The organism is Burkholderia singularis (assembly GCF_900176645.1).
GTDB classification, from domain to species: domain Bacteria; phylum Pseudomonadota; class Gammaproteobacteria; order Burkholderiales; family Burkholderiaceae; genus Burkholderia; species Burkholderia singularis.
On the sequence record NZ_FXAN01000035.1, the window covers coordinates 54,941 to 80,534 of the forward strand.

At 62.3% G+C, this 25,594-nt stretch carries 18 protein-coding genes; all 18 read right to left on the reverse strand.

Annotation, left to right across the window (positions count from 1 at the left end):
- Positions 1-20: 20 nt before the first annotated feature.
- The 18 genes from tssM to BSIN_RS25135 all read right to left on the reverse strand — a co-directional run bounded on the left by tssM (position 21) and on the right by BSIN_RS25135 (position 24,111).
- Positions 21-3,515 (reverse strand): type VI secretion system membrane subunit TssM, encoded by a 3,495-nt coding sequence (tssM, locus tag BSIN_RS04575; protein ID WP_089339628.1) that lies wholly within the window; start codon positions 3,513-3,515, stop codon positions 21-23.
- Positions 3,512-5,065, reverse strand: a complete 1,554-nt coding sequence (gene icmH, locus BSIN_RS04580; protein WP_059516889.1) for a type IVB secretion system protein IcmH/DotU — start codon at positions 5,063-5,065, stop codon at positions 3,512-3,514. The genes tssM and icmH overlap by 4 nt, the downstream gene beginning before the upstream one ends.
- 82 nt (positions 5,066-5,147) lie before the next feature.
- On the reverse strand, positions 5,148-6,509 hold the full coding sequence (tssK, locus tag BSIN_RS04585) for a type VI secretion system baseplate subunit TssK (RefSeq protein WP_059516742.1): 1,362 nt from the start codon (positions 6,507-6,509) through the stop codon (positions 5,148-5,150).
- Positions 6,506-7,084 carry a type VI secretion lipoprotein TssJ gene (locus BSIN_RS04590; protein WP_089339630.1) on the reverse strand — a complete coding sequence of 193 codons (579 nt, stop codon included), beginning with the start codon at positions 7,082-7,084 and terminating at the stop codon, positions 6,506-6,508. The genes tssK and BSIN_RS04590 overlap by 4 nt, the downstream gene beginning before the upstream one ends.
- Positions 7,084-7,470, reverse strand: coding sequence for a DUF4150 domain-containing protein (locus BSIN_RS04595; RefSeq protein WP_059572165.1), 387 nt, complete (start codon positions 7,468-7,470; stop codon positions 7,084-7,086). Before BSIN_RS04595 ends, BSIN_RS04590 begins: the two co-directional genes overlap by 1 nt.
- Positions 7,471-7,494: 24 nt before the next feature.
- A complete protein-coding gene (locus tag BSIN_RS04600; protein WP_256583617.1) occupies positions 7,495-8,094 on the reverse strand; it encodes a DUF3540 domain-containing protein in 600 nt (199 codons plus the stop codon).
- A 2-nt stretch (positions 8,095-8,096) separates the two neighbouring features.
- Positions 8,097-9,167 carry a pentapeptide repeat-containing protein gene (locus tag BSIN_RS04605; RefSeq protein ID WP_069234176.1) on the reverse strand — a complete coding sequence of 357 codons (1,071 nt, stop codon included), beginning with the start codon at positions 9,165-9,167 and terminating at the stop codon, positions 8,097-8,099.
- Entirely contained in the window at positions 9,164-11,383 is a 2,220-nt protein-coding gene (locus BSIN_RS04610; protein WP_089339645.1) for a DUF2169 family type VI secretion system accessory protein, read from the reverse strand. Before BSIN_RS04610 ends, BSIN_RS04605 begins: the two co-directional genes overlap by 4 nt.
- A 5-nt stretch (positions 11,384-11,388) precedes the next feature.
- A complete protein-coding gene (locus BSIN_RS04615; RefSeq protein ID WP_089339632.1) occupies positions 11,389-13,680 on the reverse strand; it encodes a type VI secretion system Vgr family protein in 2,292 nt (763 codons plus the stop codon).
- Positions 13,671-16,445 (reverse strand): type VI secretion system ATPase TssH, encoded by a 2,775-nt coding sequence (gene tssH, locus BSIN_RS04620; protein ID WP_089339633.1) that lies wholly within the window; start codon positions 16,443-16,445, stop codon positions 13,671-13,673. Before tssH ends, BSIN_RS04615 begins: the two co-directional genes overlap by 10 nt.
- A gap of 2 nt (positions 16,446-16,447) precedes the next feature.
- Complete coding sequence (locus BSIN_RS04625) at positions 16,448-17,440, reverse strand: type VI secretion system baseplate subunit TssG (protein ID WP_089339634.1); 993 nt, start codon at positions 17,438-17,440, stop codon at positions 16,448-16,450.
- Entirely contained in the window at positions 17,437-19,299 is a 1,863-nt protein-coding gene (gene tssF, locus BSIN_RS04630; protein ID WP_089339635.1) for a type VI secretion system baseplate subunit TssF, read from the reverse strand. The genes BSIN_RS04625 and tssF overlap by 4 nt, the downstream gene beginning before the upstream one ends.
- A gap of 15 nt (positions 19,300-19,314) precedes the next feature.
- The gene (locus tag BSIN_RS04635; RefSeq protein ID WP_089339636.1) at positions 19,315-19,740 is read right to left on the reverse strand and encodes a GPW/gp25 family protein; all 426 of its coding nucleotides are present in this window, start codon (positions 19,738-19,740) and stop codon (positions 19,315-19,317) included.
- A gap of 91 nt (positions 19,741-19,831) precedes the next feature.
- The gene (locus BSIN_RS04640; RefSeq protein WP_059516728.1) at positions 19,832-20,359 is read right to left on the reverse strand and encodes an Hcp family type VI secretion system effector; all 528 of its coding nucleotides are present in this window, start codon (positions 20,357-20,359) and stop codon (positions 19,832-19,834) included.
- Positions 20,360-20,510: 151 nt separating this feature from the next.
- Positions 20,511-22,031 (reverse strand): type VI secretion system contractile sheath large subunit, encoded by a 1,521-nt coding sequence (tssC, locus tag BSIN_RS04645; protein WP_059516727.1) that lies wholly within the window; start codon positions 22,029-22,031, stop codon positions 20,511-20,513.
- Positions 22,028-22,594 carry a type VI secretion system contractile sheath small subunit gene (gene tssB, locus BSIN_RS04650; RefSeq protein WP_089339637.1) on the reverse strand — a complete coding sequence of 189 codons (567 nt, stop codon included), beginning with the start codon at positions 22,592-22,594 and terminating at the stop codon, positions 22,028-22,030. Before tssB ends, tssC begins: the two co-directional genes overlap by 4 nt.
- A 28-nt stretch (positions 22,595-22,622) precedes the next feature.
- Positions 22,623-23,552, reverse strand: coding sequence for a type VI secretion system protein TssA (locus BSIN_RS04655; RefSeq protein WP_089339638.1), 930 nt, complete (start codon positions 23,550-23,552; stop codon positions 22,623-22,625).
- 220 nt (positions 23,553-23,772) lie between these two features.
- Entirely contained in the window at positions 23,773-24,111 is a 339-nt protein-coding gene (locus tag BSIN_RS25135) for a hypothetical protein (protein WP_143757332.1), read from the reverse strand.
- Positions 24,112-25,594: the final 1,483 nt, after the last annotated feature.

Here is a 25,594-nt window from a genome sequence, read left to right on the forward strand (position 1 = left end):
ATATCGATGCAACTCGTGCATCACGATGGACACCTGAATGACTGCAGGATGCCCGACCAGATCGGCGAAGGCGCCGTCAACGCCTGCCACTCCAGGCGAACCGTGCCAAGGCTCGTCTCATACAGCCTTTCGCGGCGATCCGCCGTTCCACCCACCGCCTGCCCCGCATCGAAGAAGCGGAACAACGCCCAGGGGCCATTGAACTGAAGCGAAGTCAACCGTCCATCGACCGATTTCAGTTGCAGCGTAATGGCGAGCTTGCCGCTCTGGCCGTTCCAGTCGACGCGTTGCGGCGTGGTTATGCCGTGCGCATAACGCACGGTCTGTCCACCGATGGTCAATTGGGCTTCCGAGAGCTGCGAGTCCATGTCGATAAAGCGCAGCACCGCCGAGATGCGCAAATGACCGCCCTCGTCGAGCGTCGCGCCGCGAATGCGGTCGGCCATTTCATAGGACCTCAGCACGCTCGGGCTCACCATCCCAATCGTCCCGCCATTGACGGGCAGCGCCCGCCACGGCGTGGCCGACGTATCGACATACGGCGCCAGATGGTCGCGGAAATATGCCGCCATCACGCCCTGCGCACTGAACAGCCGCTCGAAATCGTCGACGCCGGCATCGATCTGCGAGTTGCGGCGAAACGGATAGCGGCCGGTGAAACCCGTGCTGCATACCACCGACGTCGCCCCCGCCGCTCCCCGGCTGAGCAGCGCGCCCGATTCGCGGGTCGACATCGTGCTGCCGCTGCCGATCAGGTCGAGCATGATGTTGCGCACCGGATCAGGTTGACGCGCGGCGGTTTCCTTCAGTCGCGCAAACGCGTCGTATTGCGCGGGCAGCACCTGCCCCGCCTGCAACGCGCCGTTCACGAGCCCCAATTGGCGATACAGCGGCTCGAACAGCCGGCCGAGCGGATTGCTCGAAGCCGTGTTGCGATTGTTGAGCTGGGCGGCCAGTTGCCGGATCGCCTGAAAATGATCCTCGACAACGTGCTCCGGCAACAACAAGGTCCGATAATGCTGGCCGCTCAACTCTCCGACGATCTGGCGCCGCCCCTTCTCGAACCGATATTTCTGCCGGTCGATCCAACTGTCGATGTTGCCTTCGTCGCTTGCCCCCGTCAGCGTGGTTTCGCGTGCGGCGAAACGCAGCAGGCTCGCCAGCGGCGATTGCGAATCCATCATCGCCGCCGCCAGTTGCGACGCATCGTCCAGGCCCGTGACGTTGCGCACCGTGACGTCGTCAAGGAAATGCTGCCAACTCGCGATGTAGTCCTGCAGGAATTGCGCGCGGGTGGAATCGGCGAGCTTCTGCACCAGCCCATCGATCTGGAAGCTGTTGCCATGCAGCGTCTCGTCGCGCAGCACCCAGCTCTCCTCCTCAAGCATCGCTCTTGCGCTCTTCTCGAGGCGCGGCACGAATACGTCCGTGTAGCCCGCGCGGGTATACCAGCCGGAGACGGCGACGTCGGTCGACGGGATATTGCTGCGCATTCGCAGACTCATCGCGGATTCGAAACCCGCCGCGCGTGACAGCGAAATGTCGTTGACCTGCGGCGGCAACCCTTGCGCGCGGATATGCTGGAGCACCCGCGTCACGAGCGGAAGCTGCGCGGCCATTGCACGCGCGGAGCGCACGAGGTTCGCGTCTTCCGGCGTGCCCTGCAGCTTCGGCAAATTGATCAGCTCGCGCACGTGTGCCATCAGCGCATTGCGATCTTCATCGCTGTATTGCTGGCCGCCCGTCAGACTGTCCCAGCGGCTGTTGAGCCAGCGCACGACATCGTCCGCGTTGCGCCGTGCGGGCCGGCACAGCATCAGATAAACCTTGAGCGTCTGGTAGATGTCGCCGGGTGTGCCGTTCGTCTGCGCGACCAATGTGCGCCGGACTTCGTTGTACAACTCCGGCATCAGCATCTTCTGCAACTGGCGATGATAGGTCTCGAGCGCGGCGTCGGCGACAAGCCCGTGTTCGAAATACGGCGTCGCCATGCCTCGGCCCGCGTCTTCCGCCTGAGCCTGCGCGTAACGCATTTGGCCTGCGACGTCGAGCAGCGGCGAGCCGCCCTCCGGGCCATAAGCCGCCTGCGTCTGGGCGATGCGTTTCGCTTCGCTGAACTGCGCCCACACGTCATCGAGATAATTTCGCTCAGCAAAATATCCCCAGCCGAACCACAGCAGCAAGCATGCCGCCAATGCCGGCGCGATGACCCAGCTCGCGATTCGGCCGAGCCGGCCGCGCCACGATTTGACGCCGCCCGGCCGAGCCGCATCGCGCTCGAGTTCGACCTGACGGAACAACGGCGTCCAAAGCGCGCTCAACGGCCGGGTCGGCTCGGGGCCGCCGCCCGCGCCGGCACCCGCGCCACCGCCCGCCGCGGCGAGCTCGGCCATCGAGCCCATCCACACTCCGCGCAACCGCGAAGCCGCATAATGTTCACCGGGCGAGATTGCAATCTGCAACCAGACCAGCAGCGCCTTATGCAGTTGGCTGAGCGTCTCGACAAAGCGCAATTGCGCGTAGTTGGCCGCCACTTCGGTCGCGGCAGGCGCGGAGAACAGCACTTGTTGCTGAACGCGCTCTTGCAGACGCTCCAGCTCTCCTTTCCAGCGCGCGCTCGCCGCCGACGCATTCGCCTCGATCGCGTCGTCCGGCAGGCAAAAACCGACGCCGCCCGCCCAGCGCTCAGCATCCATCAGCGACAGCGTCGAAACGGCGCCATCGAGCTTGTCGATGCCGTTCAGCGCGACATACACCTGCGCCTGTTGACCGAATACTTCGCGCATTTCCGCAAGCCGGCGGTGCGTGATGTCGGCGAGGCGCTTGCGCGTGTCCTGCGGCAAATCGATCATCGACGCGCTGTCGACGCAGAGCACCACGCCGCTGATCGGCGCGCTGCCGCGCAGTTTGTGCAGCCCGCGCAGCAGCTTCTTCCATGCTTCGAACACCGAATCGTCAATGCCGTCGCGTATGTTCCAGCGTCCGCCGATGTCGAACCACACCGCGCCATGCGTGATGCGGAAATTGAAATCCTCGCCGCGGCTGCTGAGCGGATCGACCGCGACCGCGCGCTCCTCGTCGGAGCCGGCCGCATGCACGGCCTTCGCGACGAGATTGGTCTTGCCGCTGCCTTCGGCACCGAGCACGAGATACCATGGCAGCATCGTGCGATGCTCGCGGCGCAGCACGCCCAGCCAATGTTTCCAGCGGCTGCGCGGCTCGCGCAGCCAGTGCGCCTTCAACTGGCGGTCCAGATCGCCCAGCCGCTCGTCGACGAAATCGGCGCGTGCCGCCGGCTTGGGCGCGCGCACCCGACGCGGACTCATCGCCAGCCGCGCCCAAATGCGGCCGAGCGTCGGCCATAATCCCCAAGCGAGTACGCCGGCGACCAGAATCTCACGCACCCAAATCGGCCCGAACGGATGATAAATGCCGATCGCGAACAACGGTCCCACCCACCAGATCGCGATGGCGATCAGCACCGCGACGAAAAACCGCAAGCTGGTTCGTATCATGGCTGCTTCTCCTGCGTGGCATACGGCGACTGCCCTTCGGGCGCGATCACCACCCCTTCGGGCATCGCCGGGCGCGCATTCGCGTCCGCGCCCGGCGCGGAGGATGCATCCGTGCGCTTTGCGCCGGCCTGGATGACCTTCCACAGCACGTCGACCCGGCGATTGCGTTCATAAGCGGCCGGCGTATGCGCGGGATCGATCGGTTGCGTATCACCGCGGCCGGAATATTCGATATTGCGTTGCACGGCGTTCTGAGGCGCACGCGCGCCGCCCGGCAATGCGGTCATGCGCAACTCGTCGGCCACGGTGCGCGCGCGCGCCTCGGACAAGGCCTGATTGTCCCGATACTGGCTGGTGCGGATCGGCTGCCGATCGGTGTGTCCGATCACTTCCAGATCGCCAGGCCACGGCGCGAACGCGAGACCGAGCCGTTCGATGTTGTGCTCGAAGTCCGGGCGCACCTTCGCCTGCCCGATATCGAACGCGCCGTCGCTGCGGAACACCAGCAGCCATCCTTGCGGATGCTTGTACGCCGTCAACCACCCTTCGGTGAGCAGTTGCGGCAACGGCGGCGGCAGCGTTTCCGCAATGTTGATGGTGCGCGTGGGCGGCATCCACGCGGCGAGCGCATCGCGCACCGGCCGGCCCTGCGCGCTCAGCACGGCGCTGATGATCGCGTATGCCAACAGCGCCGTGACCAGCGCGGCTATCCCGGCGCGAAACGGCGTCCACCATCTGCGCCGCACGCGCGCGGGCGTGAGCAGGTCCGTGCCGAGCGGCCCCGGCGGCATGTGATGCCAGATCAGCGCGTGCAGTTGCGAGCGCAGATCCTGCAGCAGCACGTCGCCGCGATCCAGTATCCGATAGCGCCCCTGCCAGCCGAGCGACAGGATCAGCTCATAAAACGCGAGCAACTGCACGGGCGGCTCCTCGGCCTTCATCCAGCGCGACAGATCGGAGAAAGCGTCTTCGCCGCCCCATGCATCGTCATGAAACTCCACCAGCAGGCTGCGCTCGCCGTCATACGGCTCCTGCGATGCTGCTCGCGCGGCGTCGTTGACGCGTTCGTCCAGATACGTGCACAACAGATACGACGCATCGCGGATCTGCTCCCACGCGCAACCCGCGCTCGCGAGCCGCTCCCGGTACAGTCTGACTTCGAGCCCGAGCTGCGTGCGCACCGCGGATTGATTCAGAGGCGGGTTCGAGAGATGACGCTGCAGTTGCAGAATCGCAGGCAACGCATGCGAGACGAACGGATTGCTCCAGCTCGCCGATTGCTGTCCGGCCTTCAGGATCGCCGCCTGCCCACCGGGCTGGCTGTACACCACGGGCACGGCTTCCGCGCTGTCCTGCGGCGGGCGCGCGCTGCCCGGCGGCTCCGGAAAGCGCAGCACCGCATGATCCCGGGCCAGCGCGCCATCCTGCGGCGCCGAAGGCGCAAGCTCGGTGACCGTGGTGGCGCTCGAGGCCGATGCCGCGTTGACGAGCGACGACACCGTCGGAACGCGCGTCATCAGATCGGGATTCGCCATCGCCCGATCGACCAGATGGGACGCCGATGACGCCCGCCTGATCGCAGAGGAGAAATTTCTGAGCAGATTCATGATGAATAGCGTCCTTGTCGTAAGCTCACGCCACCTTGCCGTCTCTCAATCCCCATGCTTCGAAACGAAGCTCGGGGAAATCGCCGACGATGCGCAGCGCCATCGCAGAGCCGGCGAGCGTCTGTGCCCAGAACGGATCGGTCGACTCGACTTCGAAGTAGATGCTCTGGGCGTAATAGGGAATCTGCCGAGGCGGGTTCGGCAACGGCAGCAAACGCGCGCCCGGCAGTTGCAGATCCACGAGCTTCTGAATCTGCTCGACTGCACCGAGCTTGGTTTGCTGGGGCAGGAGTTGACGCAGCTTGTCCGCCGGCATCGCAGCCGATACGGCGAACACCAGCTTCTTCAGATTCCATTGCTTGTCGACGACGCAGATATACACTTGGTCGCCGCGATCCTCGAAACGCAGCGGCAGCACCGGCGTTTCGATTACCCGCGCCAGCGCGCGGCGCAACGTTGCCGCGAGCGGTTCAAAACTGCTTTGCAAATCATCGTGCCGATAGTTGAACTCGCGATCCGCAAGTTCGTCGTCGACGCCCGGCAGCACGCTCAAGCGCCCCAGCAGCCCGACCAGTTCGTGATACAGCATCGCAGGCGGCAGCGGATCGAATGCGTCGAGATTCGCAAGACGCATCCGGTATTCGGCAATCGCCTGGCGCAACATCAGCTCGATCAGGTCCGCGATGCCGCCGCCCGCCGAAAGCACGCGCTGCCCGGACGTACTCGCAAGACGCACGCGCAACGTACTCTGCAGCTCGTCGATCAGCGACTTCAGCACGACATGCGCACGCGTATCGAGCAATGGCGGCACGAAACGCGGATCCAGCAACACCGCGCGGCTCGCGCTGCGCCCCGCCACCCGCGCGATCGGCAGCGCGACTTCGTCGGAGCGCAGTTGCGATTTCCAGCACAGGCGCGTGATCAACTGGCCGGTCTCGATCGTCAGATTACGCGGTGTGCCAGGCGCGTCGAGGCCCACCGCCAAGTCCGGCACCTCGGTTGCCATCGCACGATAGCGCGACGCGGACGCCACATCGCCGAACGCCATTTCGGGGCCGCCGCTGCGCGCGGCCTGGACGGCAAAACAGACGATATCGCCCGCCTGCGCGTGCTCGGTTTCGAGCGGCGCGGGCAACGGATCGTAGGACGGCACCGAGAACGCCGTGCCGTCCTGGAATACGCCGCGCGCGCGGCGCAGCCCGAGCCTGCCGAGTCCGAGCCCGTCCTGATCGACGTCGAGCATCGTGAAACCCCAGCCATGATTCGAGGTTTGACCGAGCCGCAACGCGATCTGATGAGAAAGATGGCGTTCGAGTTGCTGGAAATGCTGCGTTTCGATCAGCATTCCGTCGCTCCACGCGACCGGTCCGACCGGCAGGCTGCTCATTGCTTGACTCTCTTTGCGCCCGACGACGCACTGCGTTTATTAAACTTCGTGCCTGCAGCCACGCCGTCCGGCATGACTGGCACATAGGCTGCGACGGGCACAGGGCCAGGCAGCAGCGCGTTATAGATGCCGCCCGCGTCGAACCACACCGCGAGATGAATCACCCCGCTTCCATCGACACGCAAACGCAACGGCGCGTACTGCGCCGGGCGCTGCGCATAGTCCGCATCGGCGACGAGCCAGACCTCGCCCTTGCTCGGCACGTCGATCCAGAACTGCAACACCTGATTGGGCGCGATCACGTGACGCGACGAACTCACCACCGCATCCTGATCACGGCCGGCGCACGACGAATCGCCGGTGCTTGCCATCGGCACCCAGTCAGCCATGCGCACGAGGTACACGCACGTCTCGACCGGGCGCGGCTCGCCGCTTGGACTGAGGTTCAAACGGCTGCCCCCGATCAGCGTGACGTGCAACTGGCGCGGCTCGATACTCTTCGACGACGAGAAGAGCCCGCAGCCGGCCAGCGCGCAAAGCGCGAAAGCCACGAAGATCGAGCGAAGCATGTTCATTAGCTGAGGGTCATGGTGATAGTCTGAGACGGAACGATGGTTTGCCCCGCCGTGTTCTGGTTGTTCGGCATGTTGGTATCCGTCAGCCGGGTCTCCGGCGCGCCCTGGATCAACACCTTCCCCGAGCCCGTCACATGGCGCGATTGCGACGCCACCGTGCCCGATGCCACGCCGCCCATCGAACCGCCCTCGTCGCCGTGCGTCACCGGAATGATCGTGTTCATGTTGTGTGCGGGCCCGCCGTTGATCAGCATGTTCGGCACGTTCGGCACCGCCTCGGGCTTGTTCGCGATATTCGAATACGACACCGGAATGCCGAGCGGCGGGGTTTTGCAGACATCGGCCCCAGACAGTGCCATTCCGCCCGCAGAGCAATTAGAAAACATCACATCCTCCTGTTTGTGCCGGGCTCAGCCCATATGAATCTGCCCAGCATCCATCTTGAGCAGCGATTCCGATTTCACGCACGCGCTCTTCGCATGCAGGCTCATGTGCCGGTCCGCGTGAACGAACGAGTTACCGGCGTGCACGGTGTCCGTGCCGCTCACGTTCGCATGCCGCTCCGCGGCTGCCTGCGTCACCACGCTCGCGCGGCTCGCGAGATGCGCGCTTTCCAGATGCAGGCGGTCACGCGCTTGCATTTCGATATCGTGCGCATGCAGCTTCACATGGGCGGAGCCGAAGTCCAGCGCGATATCGCGCGCCTCGACGCGGCGCTCGAGAATCGCCAGCACCCAGCAGCGGCCGGATGCCCGATAGAGTTGAACCAGATCGTCCGGCTGCGGCTTCACGATGCAACTGACCGCGACGCTCGCGAGCACCGGCTCGCCCGATTCCGTGACGATCCACCACGCACCATCGGCTGGCTCACGCACCCTGCCGATGGTCATCGGTTCGCTGAAGCCGGTTTGCGCCGGACGCCTGAGCAGCGATGCGACTGTCCCAGGAAGTTCATCGTCCTGATTGAGAATCCGTGTCTCACGAACGGGAAGCGAATGAAGAACTGTCATCGTCATACTCCTCTTGCTCCAGGCTGAGTCCGCTGCCGCCACAAGTGGTCGTCCTCGGCAGCAGCCTCATCGAAAATCGCTTGCCGCGTATTCGCGGCGAGCCACGCTTGTTTCGGCTGGCCGATCAGCAGACCGGATCGGCAATCACTGCCTTTCAGATCGACTTCGTCGAGCCGCGCGCCGCGCGCATCGAGCCCTTGCAATTGCGCTCCGGACAACTGAACGCGCGAGAGCTGCGCATGACGGAACGCGATACGCGGCGCATGCAGACGCAGCAGATCGCTGTCCATCACGCTTGCGTGATCGAAGATCGCCTGCGGCAATTCGGTATCGCGCACCATCAGGTTGTTGACCTTCGCGTGATCAAAACTCGCGAGTGGCAACCGGCTGGCGCCAATGCGCCCGCTCGACCAGGTCGAATGCGACCAGGCCGCCTGCTTCAGCTCGCATCCGTGCAGGGTCATGCGTTCGATTTGTGAATCGATCCAGCGCACGTTGATGCCCCGACACTTCGACAGCGTGCATCGGCTGCAGCCGCTCTGCCCGACAATGAAATTCTCAAGCTCCGCCGCCTGGATCTCGATGCCCGCGATCCGCACGTCGATCCACGACGTATCCGACCAGCGCCCGCCGTTCACCGCGATGTCCGTGAACTCGCTGGCGACAAACGACACGTGCGCCGAGCGCACCGCGTCGAACTGCCAGCTCGAGCCGGTCATTTTCGAGAAGATCGCATCGCGCATCAGGCTGTCGGCCCAAACCGCATCGGCTATCTCGCCGCCGGTAAACGACACGCCTCGCTGCACGCAGTCTTTCCATCTGGTCGCGCCGACGCGGCAATCCTCGTAGATCAGATTGATCAGCTCGCATCCTTCGAAAAGGTTCGAGTCGAACCGGCAATTGACGAAGCGCAGGTTCGACAGCCGGCATCCGCGCCACGTCAGCTGATCGAAATGGCAATCCTCGTAGATCGTGTCCGACAGATCCAGCTCGCGATGCGACGTCGTGTAATGCCGCCCTTTGATCACTTGCGGCAATGTCGGCGCAAGCATCGGCAATTGAGGCCCGTTCATTTTTCCCTCCCCGGCACATCGAGGCGGCCGACGTTCAAGTTACCCTGCCACGCCCTCGCGCCTGGCAAATGCGCCCACGACGTGCGCGCGCGGATCAGGTTGCAGTCGAACATGCGGGTTTCACGCATGTCGGCGCCGTACAACATCGCCTCCTTCAGAGAACAACGGTCGAACGATGCACCGACGAGCCACGAATGCGTGACGTTCGCGCCGTCGAGCAGCGTACAAGTCCAGTTGGAGCGCTCCGCTTGCAGGTGCTGCGCATTGAGCTGCATGAACGAGCAGTGATCGACCTGCACCGCGTCCGCGCGCAGATCCTGAAAACTCGACGAAGTGAACACGCAGTCGCACAGTTGCGCGTGATCGATCGACGTGCCGTGCGACAGCACCGCAAACGACAGCGTGCTGCGTTGCCACGCGCTCGACGACAGGTCGCTCAGCAGAATGCTCGGCTTGACCATCGTGCACTGGGAAAGGCTCAGCCCCGTCATCTTGCATTCGACGACGCCGAGATCGTCGGCCCGCACCCGGCTCCAGTTCCAATACCGCACGTCGGCGCCGTTCCACGACACACCGGACCAGACCATGTCGCGCACGCTGCCGCGCGCGCCGCCGCAGCCCTGCATCGACACCAGCGACCACGATCCGCCCTCGACCGTCAGTTCGTCGAAGTAACAATCTTCGATGTTGACGCGCTCCAGCACGACATTGCTCCACGCGCTGCGATGCAGTTGACCGCGCACGATCGCGCCATCTCTCCAGACCGTGGCGTCGAGCGTCGCATTGGTGAACGAACAATCAACCACGTGCACGTTGTTCAGCTCGCATCTGCGCCATTCGGTGCGATCGAGCCTGCAACGCTCGAAGCGCACTTCGTCCAGGCGCCAGCCTTCGAAGCACAGCTCGGTCAAATCCGCGTCGCGCACCGTCACGCGCGCGAGTTCGCGAGAAGCGGGCTCAGCGAACCGCTGCCGCCAATCGCCGCCGTCGGGCGGTGCGGTCGGCAAGGTTTCGTGCTGCATGCGCTCATCGAACGCATCCATCCGTGCTCGGCCTTCACGCGCCTCGAGCAGACCCAGCCGGTGATGCTCGAGCCGCTCGGCGATCTCGTCGCGGCCGCGCGGCGGCGGCGAAAAGCGCGGATGATCGTCGGCGTCGAGGATCATCTCCCAGACCCAGCCCTTGTCGACGGCGGGCATCAATACATGGTCCGTCTCCTGCATCGGATCGGTCGAGGTCAGATCCGAGCGCAGCTCGGCAAAGCGCATCAACGCATCGGCGTCGACCCGTTCGTCCGCGTCCTTCAGCGCGGCGACCAGCATCTCCAGGCTGTCGTCGAGCAGATAGTCGATACCGACCGAGCCGTTCCACCACAGCACGCCGATATCATGGTCCGGCAGGAACCAGACGGTCTGCTGCCTGAGCGCCACTCGCTCGGCGTGCGGCTGCTCAGTGCGCGTCACCAGCGCCACGGCGGTAAGCCGCGGCAGTTCACCGGCGTATCCGTCGCCCTGCGCGCCGAACCGGCTCAGCTCGAAACGCGCGCCGCACGGCCAATCCTCGCGGCGCGACCATTGATCAGGCGCCGCCTGCTGGAAATAACGCCGATCGACGCTTTCCGGCCAGCCCAAATGCGTGCCGTCATTGGCCATCGCGTCGAGCGAACTGGGGCGGTTCGGCATCCATTGCCGGCGCTCGGGCCAGTCGCTCGCGAGCGCGCCCATCGCGGCCAACGGCTCGGGCCCGACGCCGAGCGAGCCCACCCGCAGCAGCGGCGCGGTACCCGACGCGATGCCCAGCGGATTTTCGTTCGCGCTGCCCGCAACAGCCTGAGTCGGATCGATCGCGAGTCGCACAAGCGGCTCGGACCCGGCGCGCCGATCGACCGGCGCGCGGCACGAAACAGTCTTGCGCACGCCGTCCAGCTCGACCCACGCGGCCCAGTCGACCGCGTGGCCGAGCGCACCGGGCGGCACCCGGTGCACCGAATGCCCGACAAGCAGCCATTCCGCGCACTGCTTAGGCATTGCCGCCTCGGCAAGCGGCACCGACGGCGCGGCCGCCTTCAACGCCTCCCAGACGGCGGCCTCGTGAACGAGAATCGCCGGATCGCTGAGCCGAAAGCCAACGCCCAAACTGAGCGCCATCATCGGCTGCGAGCCAATCTGGGTACGCGTCGTCGCGACGAGCACGGACTGAGGTTTGACATGGCGAATTGGCATTAGCTTTTCACCTGCATTCCAAGCTTTTTCAAATCCACGCCGACATCGGAGTAGCTCACACCGGTATACGAATACGCGAACCCCGTGATCGACACGTCGCTGCCCTTCGTCGATACGCTCGAACCGGTGTTGCTCACCGCGCTGCCGGTGGTCGACACGCTCGAGCCAGTGATGCTCGTCGAGCTTCCCGTCACCGACGTTGACGTGCCGGTGATGCTGGTCGACGTGCCGGTATTCGACATCGACGTGCCGGTGATGCTCGTCGAGCTGCCGGTCACCGACGTCGACGTGCCGGTCATGCTGTTGGACGTGCCCGTGTACGACAGCGACACCCCCGTCGTGCTCTGCGACTGGCCCGTCTCCGAGATGCTGGTGTCCGTTCTGGAGTACGAAATGCCCGTCATGCTGTTCGAGACGCCCGTCACCGAATTGCTATGACCGGTCACCGATGTCGACACGCCGGTGAACGACGTGCTCACGCCCGTGAAACCCGTGCTCACGCCCGTGAACGACGTCGATACGCCGGTAAAGCTGGTGCTCACGCCCGTAAACGACGTCGATACGCCGGTGAAGCTGGTACTGATACCCGTAAATGACGTGCTCAACCCGGTGAAGCTCGCCGACACGCCCGTGAAGCTCACCGACAGACCGGTGTAGGACACCGAGATCCCCGTGAAGCTGACCGAGATCCCGACGACCGACGTTGACGTGCCCTTGACGCTCAGATTCAGATCCTGGCCGATCGCCGTCGAGCTGTTGCGCTCGACGGTATGCTGCAAATCCCGCTCCGCATGGACCATCACGCGTTCCGCGCCACGCTGATCGTCGAACGTGATCTGACTGGCGTTCTGATAAGTGCCCGCGCGCTTGATCGAGCGCGACACCAGCCCTGTGTAGCGAATGTCTTTCGGCAGATCGTATGGCGTCGGATTTTCGCCGTTGTAGACGATCCCGGTTACGAGCGGACGATCCAGATCGCCGTCGACGTAGGTAATCAGCACTTCCTGGCCAACCCGCGGCATCGCGATCACGCCCCAGCCCTTGCCCGCCCATGCCTGCGACACCCGAATCCAGCAAGACGCATCGGCCTCCGTCGACTTGTAGCGATCCCAGTGAAAATGCACTCGGATGCGCCCGAGCTTGTCGGTATAGACTTCCGACACCTCCGGCCCGACCACCGTCGCGCTCTGGATGCCCGGCACCTCCGGGCGCGGGGTCGTGAGCAGCGGCCGATATGGCCGGTCGTCCGCGAGCGCCTGGAACTTCACCGAAACGTTACGGCCTTGCGACGTGCTGTCCGGCCCGTCCTGGATGAACGTCAGATCGCTGTTGAACACGTAATAGCGGCGATTGCGCGTGGCAGCCGGATGCCCTGCCAACGTAAACGCCCGCCCGGTCGCGAGCCCGCGGGCATTCGCCTCGCCGATCAACACGTGCGAATCCGCCTGGAACGCCTCGAGCCGCAACCGCGCGAGACGCTCACCGGTCTGCTCGTCCTGATAGCCCGTCGCATAGTCGTAATACTGCAACTGGATGCCCGATAGCGCGGGCTCCGGCGGCGTCTGCGCATCGCTGTCGAGCCGGTTGGACGGAATCCAGTAATTGAAGTCGCGCAGCGCGACGTTGTTGGAGCGCACTCGCCGGGTGCGCTGCAGCCGCTGCACCCCTTCGCGCCCCTGAATCGCGCGCTCTTCCTCGCCGTCAGGCAGGTACAGCATCTGCCCATAGGGAAACGGCATGTCTTCAAAGCGCTGAGTGTCGGACAGCACCACGATGTGCCGATCGTCCTCGTGCTCGACCCAGAAATAAATGCCCTCGTCCTCAAGCAAACGCTTGATGAAATTCAGATCGGTTTCCTGAAACTGCACGCAATACTCGCGCTCGTCATACGTGCTTTCGAGCTCGAAGCGATAATCGTCGCGCCGGTGGCCTTGAAAGACCTGCTCAACGATCTGCGGTACCGTCATGTTCTGGAAGATCCGGCTATTGCGGTTCTCCTCGAGAAACGACAGCCAGCTTCTCAGATCCAGCGTGTACGTGTACTGGCCGCTCAGTTGGCCCGTGTCGTAGCCGCCGAAAATCACCGTGTTGAAAGTGCGCACCGCGCCTGCACCCAGATCGATGTCGGCCGACAGCGGCGCGCCGAGCATCGCATCCAGATCCAGCTCCGGGTCGCGGCTGAGCAGGTCGAGCCGATAAGACGGCTCCTGCGAGAATCGCTCATGAACTTTCAGCGCCAACGCAATGCAGCTCGGATCGACCACATCGCTGCGCAATTCGATTAAACGCATGCCGTTTCCCCCTTCGATCCGGCATCGGCCGGAAACTCGCCTTCGCAAACAGCGCCTTCGACGTCGGCCGTCGCCGCAGCGGTTTCAGCGACGGGCGCCACATCGGCTTCGGCCGCCGCATCGGGCAGCGCCACCGCATCGGGCAACGCCGCTGCGTCGTGCAGCACGGCCGCGTCGTCATCGAACGACAACGACAGCGTGTCGCCCGCCGACAGCCGCACGATCTGCAGCGACCGGTCCTCCGCGCGTGCGGCCAGCACGCCGCGCGCCACGGCCGGCATGACGTGCTGGCGCAGCAGGTCGCGCACCGCGCGTCCGTTCGACGGGTGCCGCGCCACCGCGCGTGCGATCCAGTCCGCCACGCCCTCGTCGACGCGCCATGCCAGCCCGTTCTGCGCAAGACGCTCGCCGATCTCGTCGAGCGCCTGCCGAGCGATGCCCGCCAATGCGTCGTGATCGAGCGGCCGGAACACGACGATCTGAATACGGCCGAGCAGCGCCGCGGAAAAGCGCCCTTGCAACCGCTCGCGCACCAGCGCCTCGAGCTTGGCCTGCGAGGTTTGCGGATCCGCTTCGCACGCCGCCTCGATATCCGCATCGCCGAGATTGGTGGTCAACAGGATCAGGCTATTGCGGAAACTGATCCGCCGCCCTTCGCCGTCTTCCATCCAGCCCTGGTCGAACACTTGATAGAACACTTCGTGGATATCCGGATGCGCACGGTCGAATTCGTCGAGCAGCAGTACGCTGTACGGTTTCTTGCGGATCGCCTCGGTCAGCCGCCCGCCCTTGCCGTAGCCGACGTAGCCGGGCGGCGCGCCTTTGAGCGTCGACGCGGTGTGTGCTTCCTGAAACTCGTTCATGTTGAATTGCACGAGATTGCGCTCGCCGCCGAATAACAACTCGGCGAGCTTCGCGGCCGCCTGACTCTTGCCGGTGCCGGTCGGCCCCGCGAGCAGCATCACGCCGAGCGGGCGCTCTGGATCACCGAGTCCGGAGTGCGATACCTGCAGCACCTGCGCGATCGAGCGCAGCCCATGCGCCTGCCCGTGTATGCACGCGTTGAGTGAGCGCTCCAGCTCGACGATACGTTGCGCCTCGTCCTGCGCCAGTTGCGTGACCGGCACACCGGTCCATTCGGACAGCACCTCGGCAATCACGTGCTCGTCGACCCACGGCCGCACCCAGCGTTCGGCATCGATGCGCGCCGCCCATGCGCTGCTGTCGGCTTCGTCCGCCTGCTCGGCCGACGGCGGCGCGCTCAGCCGCGCGCGCCATGCGCGAACTTCCTCGCGCTCGCCCTCGACCGCTTTCTCGAGCGTGCGCACCTGCTGCACAAGTTCACCGCGGCGCGCTTGCAGCTCGGCTTCGTCGCCGGGCGTCGGCACACCCATGTGCCGGTCGTTCACGCGCCAGTTGAGCGTCTGCTCGATCGCGAACGCCTGCTGCACGAGCCGATCCAGTTCGGCAGGCGCGCAATTCTGACTCATCGCAACCCGCGCGCACGCGGTATCCAGCAAGCCGATCGCCTTGTCCGGCAATTGCCGCGCCGGCAAATACCGGCGCGACAGCGCAACGGCGCTGCGCAGCGCGGCGTCGATGATATGCACGCCATGATGCTCGGCAAAACGCGGCGCGATGGTGCGCAACATGTCGACCGCGGCTTCGTCGTCCGGCTCCTCGACGGGAACGGCTTGAAAGCGGCGCACCAGCGCCGCGTCCGGCTCGATGTATTGCTTGTATTCCGACCACGTCGTGGCCGCCACCATCCGCAACTGGCCGCGAGCGAGCATCGGCTTGATCAGATTCGCGGCGTCGCCCGTGCCGGCCGCGCCGCCCGCGCCCACCAGCGTATGCGTTTCGTCGCAGAACAGGATCACCGGATTGGGCGCCGCGAGCACCGCATCCATCACGGCCTTCAGGCGCTGCTCGAATTCCCCGCGCACGCCCGCGCCCGCTTGCAGCCGCGCCAGATCCAGCGCCCATACCTGCGCGCCAAGCAGGCCGGGCGGCACATCGCCCGCGTGAATCTTCTGCGCGAGCGCCTCGACCACCGCCGTCTTGCCCACCCCCGCTTCGCCGACGAGAATCGGATTGTTCTGGCGCCGCCGCGACAGAATGTCGATCACGGTACGCAACTCGGCATCGCGGCCGACGACCGGGTCCAGTTCGCCGCGCGCCGCCTGATCGGTCAAGCAGGTCGCCCATTTCGCGAGCGCGTCCGGACTCGCCGCATCGGCTGAAGCATCATCCGCGAGCGCGTCGTCGCCCGGCGACGCGACGCATTCGCCCGCTTCCGGCCAACTCGCCGACAATGCTTCGTAGCGCTTGACGATTTCGTCCGTCGACGCGCCCGTGATCCCTCCAGGCACTCGCTGCTGCAGCCAGCGCCGCGTCAGGTCATCGTCCAGCCAGGCAAGCAACAGATGGCCCGAGCGCACCTTGCTAGACGGCGCGGCGACCTGGCTCCAGATCACCGCCGGGCCGACGCTGTGCTCCAGCGCGCCAGAGATGTCGCGCAGCGATTCGCCACTCACGTCGAACGCGTCGAGCGCCTTCTCCAGCCGGCGCTTCACGTCACCGATATCGTGCCCCCACTCCGCGAACAGTTTCGCGAAGTCGCTGCGCTCGCGTTGCAGCAGGCACAACGCCCAGTGATCGAGATCGATGAAGGTATGCCGCCGCGATCGGCCCAGCGCCGTCGCATCGACGAGAGCCGCATAAGTCGTGCGGCCAAGACAATTGAAAATGCGTTCGCGATTCACGTCTAGTCCCGAAAAGATTCATAGATGGTCAGGGTGCGCAATGCATGATTCGGCCGAGACCATGCATCGACACCGATGCGCATGCGCCCAACTTTTCCCGCCAACTCAGGACGCGTGCGCACCTGAACCTTGATGACGGGGTCAATCCTTCCGTCGACGAAATCCGCCGTGACTGCATGAACGGCCATGATGGCCGCCGCACGGCGCTGCCAACGGTAAAACTCGTCGGCCTCGATCGGACCGATCACGATCTCCAGCGAATGCTGGACATCCCAGATTCGCGCGCCGAGCCGCCACGCACCGATGCGCAACCCGCCCCCGCGGGAGCCCGGCACCGGAATCCAGCGTCCGTAGCGCGGCACGATGCACAACGGCACGTTGAAATAGCGGGTGAGCATGCGCTGCAGATCGGCAAGCGAGCGGCGCGGCGCGCAGTAGATGCCGGGAAACGCTCGCCTGCATGCGAGCGCATGACGCTCCACGGTTTCACCCGGCGCGTGCCCGCTCGTCTTCGCCCTCGCGTTGGCCAGCGACGTGACGCGCTCGACGAACGGATTGCGCACGCGCTCGTAGCCCAGCACCGGATGCATCGACGACCACGCGAGGTAATGCAGCCACGCCAAATCGCCGCAAGCCAGGTTGACGAAGCGCTCGAACGCCGCGTTGCGCTCGAAGCGCTTTTCCTGCATCGCATGCTCGGTCACGTGCAATGGCATCGGGCCGTATGGCGCGAACAGGCCGAAATGCCGTTGCGTGACCTTGACCTGCGGGTGATCGTCCGCTTCGACGAAGCGCGACAGCTCGACATCCACGCTCTCCACTTCAGTGCTTGCGAAATGCATGCCGGCCAACTGCTCGATGCGCAACCACGCAGGGCTGTGCCGAACGAATCGTGCCGTGCCGCTGCGCTCGCGCTCCAGCACTTCAACGCGGCGCATCAGCTCGAAAAAAGTCCGGCTCGGCCTCAACATGCGCCTGACTCGATGAAATTTCATCGCAGCCTCCCGTCGGCGTATGCCGTGCTCACATGGGTGCTGATCGGCTCGCCGTCGAGCCGTACCACGATCTCGACGCCGTCGTTAAGCGACGCCGCCTCGGCAAGCACCTGCGCCAGCACGCGTGCGAACAGCCAGCCGCCTCGATCCGCATGCGCCGATTCGGCGACATCGATCTCGATGTGCGTTGCCCGCACCAGTGCAATCGGCGTCGCGCGGCCGGATGCAATGAAGCGCGATTCGAGATACACCGAATGCAGACTCTCGACGCGTTGCCGGTCGAGCGCGTCTTCGCGATTCATCGCCAGTTGCAATTGCTCGATGATGCGCGCGGTAATGTCCTCCCGCCGGCCAGTACGCAATGCGAGCGGGTTGTGGCCGAGATGCGACACAGCTTCCCAGCACGCATCGATCGACGGTATCCCGCGCGGCAGGCTTGCCGGCCACAAACACTCGATACGCTTAACCGCGAGCGGATCGAGCAAGCTCAGCTCGGCATCAAGCAGCGACGACGGCCGCCAATCCCGATCCGCCACCAGCGCCTTGCCGGCAATCGACGCGATGTCGTCCAGTTCGAGCGCGTCACCATACGTCGACACCGAGATCAGGTCATGACTTGCCAGCGGATCGAACCGGTCGCGACGTGCACCGTCGGCCAGCAGCGCGTTTTCCCGCCGCAAGCTGTAACGGATCGAGCCGTCCGTCGCTTCGTATCCCCCAGTCTCCAGTACCGAGCGCGCCGCGTGCGCGTTGCCGTTGCTTTCGTATACGCTGACTTCCGTCAAACCCCACAGGTGATAAGCCGCCGGCGACATACGGTCGACCGGCACCCACTGCTCGGTCAGATTCGGGTCGTAGGGCAACGGGTCGAAACGCTTCGGATACAGATTGATCACGGGCGTTGCGAACAACCGGAACTGCTGGGCTGACACCTCGCCGATCAATCCGTTAGGCACGTGCCGTAGCGCAAAAAACAATTCGAACGACTGCGCCGAAGGGTCGGCGCTCGCAATCGCTTCGAGCACGTCGAGATAGACGCCCAGAAAACGGGTGGGCTGCGCGAAGTATTCGCGCAGCAACCGCAAACCCGGCAGTCCGCCCAAATCGGCCGGCAGCAGCGCCTCGCTGTCGTCGACACCCGACAGCCTGATACCCGTCATCGGCATCGTCAGCACCTCGTCGCCGCGGCGGGTCGGCACGACCGCGTACCACGCGCTGCTTGACGCGAGCATCACCTGGTGCAGCGCATAAGCACGCGGCAAGTCGCCGGCGAAACTCAAGTGCAGCGGCTCGAGCTTCGCCTCGTCCTTCTTCAAATCGCCCACCGTCGTCAAACCATCCAGCTCGAAACGAAACCGCAGCACGGCCTGCGCGGATGCAAGACGCTGCGCAAGCAACGTAGGTAAGCTGTTCAAACTGCGACTGCATTCGACCTTCGCGAGCCGGATCGGCAAGAGTGTCACGTCGCGCGCGGTCGCAAACGTCACCGGCAGCTTGCGCCCTGGCAGGCGAGCTGTGACCAACGAACCGCGCGGCAGCGTGTTGCTTCGAAACGCCTCCGGCGAGTCCAGGTCGGGATGAAATGCAAAGGTCGAAATCGCCGGGGTCGCGCCCATGAAGAGCGGACACACGCGCCCCAGTGCCTGCTGCGCGAATTCCGCGCATTCCCGGTCCAGGCGCGTTTGCACGCGAGCCGACAAATAGGCCACGCCTTCGAGTAACCGCTCGACGAACGGATCGGTGACCGTATCCGGGTGCAAACCAAGCGCCGATGCAACCTGCGGATGCTCCCTGGAAAAACGGGTGCCCGCATCGCGTAGTTGGCGCAGTTCGTCGTTGTAGTGGTCCAAGAAGTTCATGATCGTTCTCGGCGCTCAAGCATCAGCCAAGCTAAAAAAACCATCCAAATAGTCGAGCGCGAGGCTCAACTTGATTTCGGATTTACTTTCTTTCCATATCGTTAGGATATCGAAATACATAACTTGCCTTGCATGCCGATCACGTCCAGGTCTTGGCCGAACACTCGTGCGCGTCATGTCGACACGCGGCTCGAAGCGCCGCATCACCTCGCATATGTGCGAAGCCGCTTGCACGGGATCGATCCGGGTCGAGCCAGGAACCTGCATCGGCGGACAACCATAGTTCAACACCGAATAGGCTGCCGGACTGTTGTCGAGCACACTGATGCGTGCACCGCGTATCGAACAGTTCATCAAATCCACGAGATGATGTCCGACGACATCTTTAAGCGAGTCCCGTTTAAAACGTTTGGACAGCTTGTTATAGAGTTGATCGACCATCGTCTGTTTACTCGTACAACTGATGCGATGCGCGTGTTGCGCCCCGAGACGCAACACGGTCCATGATTGACCCGGACAAATGCTGAGCCCGTTAGACTGCGGCGTTCAGCTTGAGGTCGTAGCCGGCCTTGATCACCGCCCCCATCGTGCCGTCGTTACGCTGCTCGCGATATTCGAACTCGATCTGGGCGAAGTTGATCTTGATTTCGTCGGTCGGCAGCACGTTGTCGACTTGCCCACTGCCATGGCCAAGTTGAGAGAACGGCATGTTGCCGAGCGTTTGAAACGACGACACCAAGCCGCTTGCGAAGGTGATCGTCAGGAACTCCTGCTGCCCCTTGCCCGATTTGCGGCAAATCAGCTTTGCATTCGCGATATGCTCGCCCGTCGCACACATCAGGAACAACTTCGGGGAAGCCTTGTTCGAGACCATGCGGAACTCGAAGTCCTTCATCTCTACCTTGCCTGCACCACCGCCGCTGCCGAAGCCCCAGCGACCCGAGTTCTCTTCCGCCCACCGCCAACTCTGAATCTGAATCAGACCCGGGTACTGCTGATCGGTCGACTCACCTTCAACGCCATCGATCTGCAGAAAATAATCAACCAACGCATTTGACATTATAAGAACTCCTAAATCACTTTAAGAAATCCAACTAACCCACCGTGAGTACGACTTAATCGCTCGGCATCATCCACTGCGATGTTGCGTTGCGACGATTCGAGGCACGCTCGTCGATCGATGCACGGGACATCCGACTAACTGTTGCCAGTCAGCTTCCCGATTCCTGCTTGATCGACGGCAGCTTCGAAACCAGCCGGAGGGACACGGTCAACCCCTCCAGTTGGAAATGAGGGCGCAAGAAAAATTGCGCACGATAGTAACCAGGGTTTTCCGGAATTTCGTCCACGACGACTTCCGCGGCCGACAGCGGACGCTGCGCCTTGGTGACCTCGCTGGAGATCGTCGGATCGCCGTCGACGTAATTCATCAGCCAGTCGTTCAACCATCGTTGCGTGTCTTCCCGCGATTTAAACGAGCCGATCTTGTCGCGAACGATGCACTTCAAGTAGTGCGCAAAGCGGCACGTCGCGAAGATATACGGCAACCGGGACGACAAATTGGCATTGGCGGTCGCATCGTCATCTTCGTATACGGCCGGACGATGCACGGTTTTCGCGCCGATGAACGCGGCCGTGTCGGAATTTTTCCGATACACGAGCGGCATCAACCCCGACTCCGAGAGTTCATGTTCACGCCGATCCGAGATGGCGATCTCCGTTGGGCAGTGCAGTTCGATATCGTTGTCCTGCGACGGCAGCACGAACTTCGGCAGCACCTCGACTGCGCCACCCGACTCGATGCCGCGAATCTTCGTGCACCAGCCGTATGTTTTAAACGCCTGGGTGATATTGGCGCCCATCGCATAGGCGGAATTCGCCCAGCAGAAATCCTCGGCGCGGTTCGGGTCGACCTTTTCTTCGAAACCGAACTCCTCGACGGGCTGGGTCTTCGGCCCGTATGGCACTCGCGCGAGAAAACGCGGCAGGGTCAATGCCAGGTAGCGGGAGTCATTGCTCTCCCGCAGACGACGCCAGAACGTGTATTCGCTCGAAGTGAAGATCTTGGAGACGTCGCGCGGGTTCGACAGCTCGTCCCAATTGTCCATCTGCAGCAAGCCGGGCGCGGCTGCGGCAATGAACGGCGCGTGCGCGGCAGCAGCGATTTTCGACATCTCGGTCAGAATCGATACGTCCTGTATGCCGTGATCGAACTGATAGTCTCCAATCAGACAGCCGAACGGCTCGCCACCGAACTGTCCGTACTCCTGCTCATAAATCATCTTGAAGATCGGGCTCTGGTCCCATACCACGCCCTTGAAGCGGCGCAGCGTCTTGGCGAGATCGGCCTTCGAGATATTCAAATAGCGGATCTTGAGATTCTCGCTGGTATCCGTATTCGACACCAGGTAGTGCAAACCGCGCCATGCGCCTTCCAACGCCTGGAACCGCTTGTTATGCAGCACCAGCGTCAGTTGTTCGGAGATCTTCTTGTCCAGCTCCACGATCAGTTGCTCGATCGTTTGCGCGACATCCTCGCGCACGACCACCCTGCCTCGGCGGGCATATTTCAGCAACGTCGCGACCGCAGACTCGACGGCTTCGGCGGCCTCGGTCGTTCTTGGCCTGAACGAACGTCGAAGGATGTCCTTCAGATCGTCATCGACCTGTTCCTGATGTTCTTTGAAGACGACCTGCTCGGCCGCGGATTCCAGTTGGTTGAGCGTGCTCATTTGACCTCCTGATTCGGCGCTCCCTCGCCGGACGGCGCGTTGTCGGGAGCAATATCGCTGGGCGCCGACGCGACGGCGGCGGTATCGTCATCCGTCACGTTCTGTCTGCGCAATAACTCGTGGATCAGATCCTCGGCGGCGGCTTTGCCGTCCATGTAGGTCAGCAACTCCTTGAGCCGGCTGCGTGCGTCGAGCAGTGTCGAAAGCTCAGGAATGCGCCTGACGACCTCGGCGGGTTCAAACGAATCCATCGACGTGAAGGTCAGATCGATCGGGATCAGCGTGCCGTCGTTGGTCAGCACGTTTTTAACGTGATAGCTGAGCGACGGCGCGATCTGGGCCATCCGATCGTCGAAGTTCTCGACATCAATTTCCAAGAACCGGCGCTCTTCCACCGGACCGAGCGGCTCAACGTTGTCGCCGGACAAATCGGCCATCACGCCCGCCACGAACGGAAGCTCGACTTTCTTTTGCGAGCCGTAGATCTCGACGTCGTATTCGATCTGCACTCTCGGAGCGCGGCTCTCTCCGATAAATTTCTGACCATCTTTTTGACGAACCATTGCTGCCTCCTAAGTAGAACTAAAAAATTTACTTGATAGCCCCGTTGGGTCGGTCGATCTGGGCCGCCAGCGCCGTCCCGTCGGCATAAAGTTCGGCCATCACTTCGCCAAACTGCGCCCCTAGCATCCGTTGAATCCGAGCCAAAAATATCGGCGCCGGATGACTCGGCTCATACACTCGGAAGTACTCGGCAAGGCGTTGCAACGTGGCTTCGACATCCTTCCTCGATGTCAGCGCGCCGCCGGCAGCAAGACGGCCGTCTCGATCTCGCTCACCAGCGTCGTTCGCCCGCACGGCTGGCTGAATCGAGTTCACCTGCGGATCTTCCGTCGGCTTCAATCTGGATAGCGCCCGATCAATCAAGCCGGACATGCTCGAAACGTCGAACTCTCGTTCCAAAGCCTTGATGCTTTTTTCGATAAGTAATAAGGATTCCTTAGTTTCAGATAGAAACCTTACTGCCGTATCCTTGCGCTCGTTACTCTCCAGTAGCGAGCCAACGTCGCCGCTCGCGAGCGCACTCAACGTCACGCCCTGCTCGGCAACTTGAGCGTTGCCGAACTGATGTAGGAACTGGGGACTCAGGAGCCAGTTGAGATGAAGCAGAAGCGTGTCGCAAGGCAACTCACCCGGCTGTGCCCGCGGGTGGATCTGCTCGATGGGCGAACTCATGATGTCCGCAAGCATTCTGATACTTTCGGCAAGACCAGGAATCCCTCTCCTCGCCATGCATGCCCGGATGTACCATATCGCCACACGAACATCTCGCTCCTTTTTTAGGAGTGAGTAGCAAGAATTTTCGATTTGTGCCCACTGGAAGGTATATCCCGCTTTCCGGGGTTGTGCCTCTCCAACCGAATCGTATTCACAAATCAAGGCATCGACCTGGATAAACTCCTCATCGAAATCCAACCCATCAGGATCCGATGAGCCGGCCTGTACCGCATCTTCGCCCATCTCAATTCCTTAGCGTCAACATTAAATCCACTCTTGACTACCAAACACCACCCAAACCCCGGATATAAAGATACCCAATGCAATCGGCACCACCGATCCTAGAATCAAAATCGGTAAATATTATCCAAGCGAACTGAGTCCTTCTTGAAAATTCCACATCACCGGAAGAATTTACATCAACCATTCATCACCACGAATCCCGAACCATCATGAAATTGGATCATGAAAGAATATTTCCAGAAAATGTTATTTTCACGACATCAAACAGTCCGAAAGATGGCACAATTAAATCCGCCGGCTTCCTGAGCGCTTGTGTATTTTGGAAAACAGATCTCTTCGATACATCGATACGATGAGGGAGAAGTTTGCTGAAGCCGCCTTCAGCAACGAGTCCGGCCAATGGCGGTGCGCAGCACGCCCGCCCAAGCCGCTCGTGGGAGACATCAACTCCGTTATTCCTTTGCGCCACGTAGGTAGGCATGTCAGCCTGCATGCCTGCGGTTATCAATATCACTGAGGCGGCAAACGCCAGGAATACAAGTTCTTTTTCGTGACCCATTTCTACGCTCCCTTCTCAATCTTATGAAATTTATATTAGTTATTTACCTCGATAGGTGTTTTCCCTAACTCGACCGCTGCCTTCACAACATTCATTAACAGCGGAACGAACTTTGCGCCGTTGGCCAACATAATAGCTCGTCATTTAATTTTCTGTAAAGAATTTCCTAATTTACGACGGTTTCCCCTAATGTGCGGGAGATTACAGAACAAATCTCTCACATCAAATCGTCAAAAATATTATTTACTATCGTTATTTAATAAACAAAATTAAATTCTTATACAAACAAATAATAAATTATTTATTAAATAAATATTTTGGCCGCCCGGCTGATGCGTTTGCTGTTGGAATTTCCGATGTCGAACCCATACCCCGCCCCGTAATACTTTGGCAACGGTAACATTGCGCATTACAGCACTACATAGTTAGCAAGGACACCAAACCATGGAAAACGCTAAGTGCACGTGCTGGAGTTACGTGACAAGCCAGTGACCGATTTGACCCACTACCCGACATCGCACATGCAGCGCCCAGACACAGCGCGCGGACGACTCCAATGACATACCCGTTGAATAAAATCGGCGACGCACGCGGCATCCACCATAGGCTGCCCTCGACCGGGACGGCAAGCGTCCGAGCAACAACACGCTGCTCAACGACTGCGCCAAGCTTCGTGCGTTAGTCGCCAGACTCCAGTCTCATTGAGTGACGCCAGTTCGCCATCGACCCGCCCCTTCGCGTCGATGCACTCGCGGCCATGGCCGCCTGCAATGCAGACACCCTAGCCGCCTCATTGCCGGGCCGTGCCATGCCTCGAATCCGATGCCAGCACCCGAGGGATTTATATAGGCAAACCGCGAATGCCATTCGTTGTTCACGCAACCATTGCGACGCGATCATCATCGATGTCGCACTGCATCGCGAATCCGACCAATGGTTTGTCGACCCATAGCAGCAAGCGCGAATGCGGGACCTGGATCGTGCAATGCGATGCATACGTCGGCCACTCCGTCGCGCCCAATCTGCCCGAACGCACTCCGCTGCCCTGACGGCTCGACCGCATCCGAAAGAATACGCGCACGCCCCCCCCTTCGGTACGCCATCATCTTTCGACGAGCGCCCCCCCTGACGCGGAAAACCTGACCAAGCGCTTTCCCAGTGCTGCGTCATACACTCGGAGCGGCAGCGTTTGCGAACCGTGTGCTATCGGACGCTGCGCAGCCCGCCATCGCATGATCGCACCTGCGCAGCCAACGTGATTCATCGAGCGGATTCCAAAGGACGGCAACGATTGCAGCCATCGCTTTATCCACACAAGCAACTCGAACAACACGCCTGCCTGGCCAGCGAAGCAGCAAGCTTCGCTCCACGTCATCCGCACGCAGGAAATGAAGTGTCAACGTCGGACGTAATTTCCCCAGAAGTGTCGAAGTAAAATTCCCCCACCCTGTTCGGACGGTGATCAGCCGGCGATGTGATCGGA